The 5,621-nt window shown below is 71.8% G+C and carries 4 protein-coding genes; 3 read left to right on the top strand and 1 reads right to left on the bottom strand.

Going from position 1 to position 5,621, the window contains the following annotated elements; genetic code table 11:
* Nucleotides 1-235 precede the first annotated feature (235 nt).
* The gene (locus ACIA1L_RS33345) at nt 236-1,423 is read right to left on the bottom strand and encodes an acetyl-CoA C-acetyltransferase (protein WP_396077064.1); all 1,188 of its coding nucleotides are present in this window, start codon (nt 1,421-1,423) and stop codon (nt 236-238) included.
* Nucleotides 1,424-1,585: 162 nt separating this feature from the next.
* Here ACIA1L_RS33345 and mce point away from each other — a divergent pair, with 162 nt between their 5' ends.
* The 3 genes from mce to ACIA1L_RS33330 all read left to right on the top strand — a co-directional run bounded on the left by mce (nt 1,586) and on the right by ACIA1L_RS33330 (nt 5,493).
* On the top strand, nt 1,586-2,014 hold the full coding sequence (mce, locus tag ACIA1L_RS33340; RefSeq protein WP_396077063.1) for a methylmalonyl-CoA epimerase: 429 nt from the start codon (nt 1,586-1,588) through the stop codon (nt 2,012-2,014).
* Between the two features lie 281 nt (nt 2,015-2,295).
* Nucleotides 2,296-3,621 carry a DivIVA domain-containing protein gene (locus ACIA1L_RS33335; RefSeq protein ID WP_396077062.1) on the top strand — a complete coding sequence of 442 codons (1,326 nt, stop codon included), beginning with the start codon at nt 2,296-2,298 and terminating at the stop codon, nt 3,619-3,621.
* Between the two features lie 264 nt (nt 3,622-3,885).
* On the top strand, nt 3,886-5,493 hold the full coding sequence (locus ACIA1L_RS33330; protein WP_396077065.1) for a Laminin subunit beta-1: 1,608 nt from the start codon (nt 3,886-3,888) through the stop codon (nt 5,491-5,493).
* Nucleotides 5,494-5,621: the final 128 nt, after the last annotated feature.

Here is a 5,621-nt window from a genome sequence, read left to right as displayed (position 1 = left end):
GGCTGCGACGCGGGGGGGGGGGGGGGGGGGCGTGGCGGGGGGGGGGGGGGGCGGGGGGGGGGGGGGGCGGCCGCGGGGGGGTGGGGGGGGGGGGGGGGGGGGGGGGGGGGGGGGGGGGGGTGGGGGGGGGGGGGGGGGGGGGGGGGGGGGGGGGGGGGGGGGTGGGGGGGGGGGGGGGGGGGGGGGGGGGGGGGCCCCCCGGGGGGGGCCCCCCCCCCCCCCCCCCCCACGCCGGTCATGCCTGTGCCGGAACCTTGATGATCAGCGCGTCACCCTGACCGCCGCCACCGCAGAGGGCCGCCGCGCCGGTGCCGCCGCCGCGGCGCTTGAGCTCCAGCGCCAGGGTCAGGACCAGGCGCGCGCCGGACATGCCGATCGGGTGGCCGAGCGCGATCGCGCCGCCGTTGACGTTGACGATGTCCTCGCTGACCTTCAGGTCGCGCATCGACTGGATGACCACCTGGGCGAACGCCTCGTTCATCTCGATCAGGTCGAGGTCGCTCACGGCCATCCCGGCCTTGCCGAGCGCGTGCTTGATGGCGTTGGCCGGCTGGGACTGCAGCGAGTTGTCCGGGCCGGCCACGTTGCCGTGCGCGCCGATCTCGGCAAGCCAGGTCAGGCCCAGCTCCTCGGCCTTGGCCTTGCTCATCACCACGACCGCGGCGGCACCGTCGGAGATCGGCGACGCGCTGCCCGCAGTGATCGTGCCGTCCTTATCGAAAGCCGGGCGCAGACCGCCCAGCGACTCAGCGGTCGCGTCGGGACGCACGCCCTCGTCGGTGTCGATCAGAGTGTCGACGCCGCGCTGGCCGGACTTGATCGGAACGATCTCGTCGGCGAAGTGGCCGTTCTTCTGGGCTGCCGCGGCGCGCTGGTGACTGAGCGCGGCAAAGGCGTCCTGCTCCTCGCGGGTGATGCCGAGGGCCTTGCCGCTGCGCTCGGTGGACTCGCCCATGTTGATGCCGTCCCACGGGTCCATCAGCCCGTCGTAGGCGGTGTGGTCGCGGACCAGAATGTCGCCGTACTTCTTGCCCTGGCGCTGGTTCATCAGCAGGTGCGGGGCGTTGGTCATCGACTCCATGCCGCCGGCGACCACGATGTCGAATTCGCCGGCCCGGATGAGCTGGTCGGCCAGGGCGATGGCGTCGATGCCGGACAGGCACACCTTGTTGACGGTGACCGCCGGGGTGCTCATCGGGATGCCGGCGGCGACGGCGGCCTGGCGGGCGGTGATCTGACCGGTGCCGGCCTGCAGCACCTGGCCCATGATGACGTACTGCACCTGGTCGGGGCTGACCCCGGCGCGCTCGAGGGCACCGGCGATGGCATAGCCACCGAGAGCGGTGGCGGGCACGTTCTTGAGGTTGCCCAGCAGGCGGCCCATGGGGGTACGGGCGCCGCTGACGATCACCGAACTGGTCACGGGAGGCTCCGCTTTCGGGTGGCTGCGTCGGGTCGCACAGGAGCGCGACAGCGCCCCTCGTGGGGACCGGCCGCGACGCCTGAACGATGGTTAGGTCAGACTAGCGGGATGACCCACACCTCACCCAGCGGGTGCAGCAGCGAGAATGTCACACTCTCCGGTATGGACTCGCTCCCTGCCGTGGGCATCCTGCGTGTTGATCACGTCGGCATCGCGGTCGCCGACCTCGACGAGGCGATCACCTTCTACGAGCAGACCTTCGGGCTGCGCTGCGTACATCAGGAGACGAACGAGGAACAAGGTGTCCGCGAGGCGATGGTGGCCGCGGACGATTCCGGTGCCCGCATCCAGCTTCTTGCGCCGCTGCGGCCGGACTCGGCGATTGCCAAGTTCCTGGACCGCAGCGGTCCGGGTCTCCAGCAGCTGGCATATACGGTCCGTGATGTCGAAGCGGCAGCCGCCGCGTTGCGCGCCCGGGGTCTGCGGCTGCTCTATGACGAGCCGAAGCGGGGCACAGCCGGGTCCCGGATCAACTTCGTCCACCCGAAGGATGCCGGCGGGGTGCTCGTGGAGCTCGTCGAGCCTGCCTGATTCGTCACCCTTCAGGGTGAAACGTCCTGACGATGCCGCTGTGGTCTGTCAGGATCGTCGACATCGAGGCGCGCCGCGCGGACCGCTGTGGGACGATCTTTCCCCGCACCCGCTGCACAGCAGGTAGCGACGCGACAACGCTCCGCTGGGATCCTACGGGCCAGGGCCACCCGAACGGCCGACCCTCCCCCTCAACAGCGGGGGCGAACGCGATCTCGGCCCGCATTACCGGCCCCGTACGGTCTTGCGGAGCCCCCTGGGGGGTCTGCCAGTATGTCGCAATGCCCCAGCAGCCGGATGCCAATCTCGCGTTCTTCGAAAGCGCAAACTCGCAGCACGACTTCACGGTTGTCCTGCGGGGATACGACCGCGGGCAGGTGGACGCCCACCTCGGCCGGCTGGTCGCCGCCCTGAACCAGTCCGAGCAGGCTCGCGGCGAAGCCGAGCAGCGCATGAACGACGCGCAGCGCCGGCTCCGGCAGGCCGAGCAGCGCCTCAACGCGCTCGAGCAGAAGCTCGCGGACAGCAACAAGCTCCTCGAGGAAAACAACCGGCCGACGCTCTCCGGGCTGGGCACCCGGGTCGAGCAGATCCTCCGGCTGGCCGAGGAGCAGGCGAACGACCACCGCAGCGAAGCCAAGCGGGAGTCCGAGGGCATCCTCTCCGCGGCCCGGCTGGAAGCACGCGAGATCACGGACAAGGCCCGCGCCGAGGCGGCCGCCATGAAGGCGACCGCGGAGCGCGAGGCGGGGCAGGTCCGCACGCACGCCGAGCGCGAGTCCGCCGAGGCCCGGGTGCAGGCCCGGCGCGAGGCCGACACCCTGCGCTCCGACGCCGACCGCGAGACCAAGCAGCTGCGGACGGTCACCGCACACGAGGTCGCCGAGCTGAAGTCGACCGTGGAGCGCGAAGTGGCGTCGCTGCGGGCCACCGCCGAGCGGGAGATCACCCAGCTGCGCGCCAAGGCGGCCCGGGAGGCCGAGGAGAAGCGCGCCGAGGCGACCAAGATGCTGACCGACGCGCGGGACAAGCGCGACAAGGACCTGCAGGCGCTGGCCCTGGAGATCGCCGAACGCCGGGAGAAGGCCGAGGGCGAGGAGTCCCAGCGGCACGCCGCCCAGGTCAACGCCACCCAGCGGATGGTCGCCGAGGCCGAGGAGCGGGCCCGCGCCGCCGAAGACCGCGCCAAGGAGATCGAGCAGCGCGCCGAGACCCGCCGCGTCGAGTCCGAGCGGACTGCCACCGAGACCGTCGAGAAGTCCCGCGCCCTCGCCGAGAAGACGGTGACCGAGGCGCGGACCGAATCGCAGCGCCTGTTGAGTGAGGCCCGGCAGGAAGCCGAGCACACCACGCAGGCCGCCAAGCGGGAGGTCGAGGACCTCACCCGGCAGAAGGACGCCGTCACCAACCAGCTCGGCCAGATGCTCTCCGGCCTCTCCGGCCTGGTGCCCACGGTCGGCGCCGCCGCGAAGGCCGCGGAGACCGTCCAGAAGGCCGAGAACGCGCAGAAGGACGAGCCGGCGAAGGCAGCCGAAGCTCCCGCGCAGCGGGCCGCGGCGGGCAACGCCGAGAGCGGCAAGCCCGAGGCAGCCGCGAAGACCAGCTGAGTCGTTCACCACTCGGTGTCCGGTTGCGCCACCCCGGCGGGTACGCAACGGTTAGGAGACCGGGCCGGCTGTGCGAGACCTGTGTGTGCGGGCCGTACCGGTTAATCCTCCGGTACGGCCCGTTCGCTTCTCGCACGTAGCCTGAGCACCAGACAAGATGGTCCACCGCTCGACATCTCGCGGGTTGGTGGAATCGCGACCAGACGCACAGTCCCGCGCAGACCGGTGTGTATCGACACGTCACGGGACGATGCGTATGTGAGGATGGACAGCATGTCGCACGGCGGGGAAATCTTCGGCCTCGGTGGAGAGACGCCACCGGAGCCCAGCTTCGAGACCGCCCTGCGGGGTTACGAGCGGAAACAGGTCGAGCGGTATGTCGCCCGCGCCGAGACCGAGATCGCCACGCTGATCAGCGAGCGCGACGGCGCCCAGATCCAGAACCAGGCGATGATGGGGCAGCTCGACCGGCTCCAGCAGGAACTGGCCCAGGCCCGCCGCCAGCCCGGCATCGGCGCCGAGGTGTCCTTCCGCCATCTCGGTCCCAAGGTCGAGGAGATCCTGGCGAAGGCTGAGGAAGTCGCGGCGGACATCAAGAGTTCCGCCACCGACGACATCGCCGCCCGGCTCGCCGAGGCCGAGCGCATCCGCGCCGAAGCCGAGGCGCACGCCCACGACGGCATCCGCGACTTCGAGATCGCCCTGGCCGCCCGCCGCGCCGACGAGGAGAAGGCCGACGCCGCCCGGCGCGCCGAGGTGGAGAAGTCCCTCGTCGCCAGCCGCCAATCCGCCGAGCAGCTGCTCGGCGAAGCCGAGTCGACCCTGACCCGGGCACGGGCCGAGGCCCAGCAGCTCGCCGAGCGAACGACGCAGGAAGCCCAGCGCATCCACGCCGAGGCCGACGGCTATGCCAAGTCCACCCGGTTGCAGGCCGACCAGGAGATCAAGGCGCTCCGCGACAAGGCCCAGCAGGACGTCACCAAGCAGCGCACCGACGCCGACAACGAACTCGGTGAGCTCAAGGCCAAGGTCGAGCGCGAGGTCAACCAGCGCCGCCAGGAAGTCGTGCAGGAGCTCGGCCAACAGCGCTCGGCCGCCGAAAAGCAGTGCGCCGACCTGCGCCGCGAAGCCGACAAGTACGCCGAGGACGTCCTGCGCCGCTCCGACGAGCAGGCCACCGCCGTCCGCAAGGAAATCGCCGCGCAGCAGGACAAGATCGCCGCGGCCGGCCGCGACCTCGACGCCGCCCAGGCCAAGGTCACCGAGGCCGAGAAGAAGACCGCCGAGGCCACCGAACGCCGTACCGCCGCCGAGCGCGAAGCGGACCGCGTCCAGCAGCGCCTCGCCGAGGTCAAGCGCGAGCTCGAGGCCGAGCTGACCAAGGTCGCCAACGCCAAGCGCGCCGGCGAAGCCGCCGAACGCCACGCCGCCGACGTCCGCCGCCAGGTCCAAAAAGAAGCCAAGCGAGTAGCCGAACTCGCCGCCGCCGCCGTCCTCGCCGCCGCCGCCTCCCCCGACGACGATGACCTCCCCGATACCCCACCAGCCCCGGCCGCGCCCCCGGCACCCGCCGCCGCCTCGGCTGCACCGACCGCCAACTCAGCGCCCAGCCCTGCCCCGGCCACCACGGCCCCCACCGCCGCGGCGCCCATCGTCACGGCCCCCGCAGCACAGGACTCAACGGCGACCCCGGGCACCGACAAGGCCGGTGCCGACAGCACGCCTTCCGCCACCGGCACCGCTACGGTCACCCCGCTGACCTCGCCCCCACCACAGGGATCAGACAAGGCCCCCACCGCCGGCAAGGTCACCGCCTCGGCAAAGGTCACCACCCGCCCCACCGCCACCCGCGTAGGCGTCGACGCCGACTAACCGGCCGCTGCACGCAGCCCTCCCCACGGTGTTTCGGGGGGGTGTCCCTATGGGTTTCGTCAAGCGGCGAGAGCGTGGTCGCTCGGTCGTGTTTGGTAGGGGCTGCGGTCGCGGAGCATGGCGAATAG

The sequence above is a fragment of the Actinoplanes sp. NPDC051859 genome (assembly GCF_044452725.1).
In the GTDB taxonomy this organism is placed as follows: Bacteria; Actinomycetota; Actinomycetes; order Mycobacteriales; family Micromonosporaceae; genus Actinoplanes.
Note: the sequence above shows the minus strand (reverse complement) of the source record. Positions and strands in the feature narration are given on the sequence as shown.

Excerpts from the sequence above, each read along its gene's own strand:
- mce (WP_396077063.1), top strand. The coding sequence starts at position 1,586 with ATGGACTCGCTCCCTGCCGTGGGCATCCTGCGTGTTGATCACGTCGGC.
- ACIA1L_RS33335 (WP_396077062.1), top strand. The coding sequence starts at position 2,296 with ATGCCCCAGCAGCCGGATGCCAATCTCGCGTTCTTCGAAAGCGCAAAC.
- ACIA1L_RS33330 (WP_396077065.1), top strand. The coding sequence starts at position 3,886 with ATGGACAGCATGTCGCACGGCGGGGAAATCTTCGGCCTCGGTGGAGAG.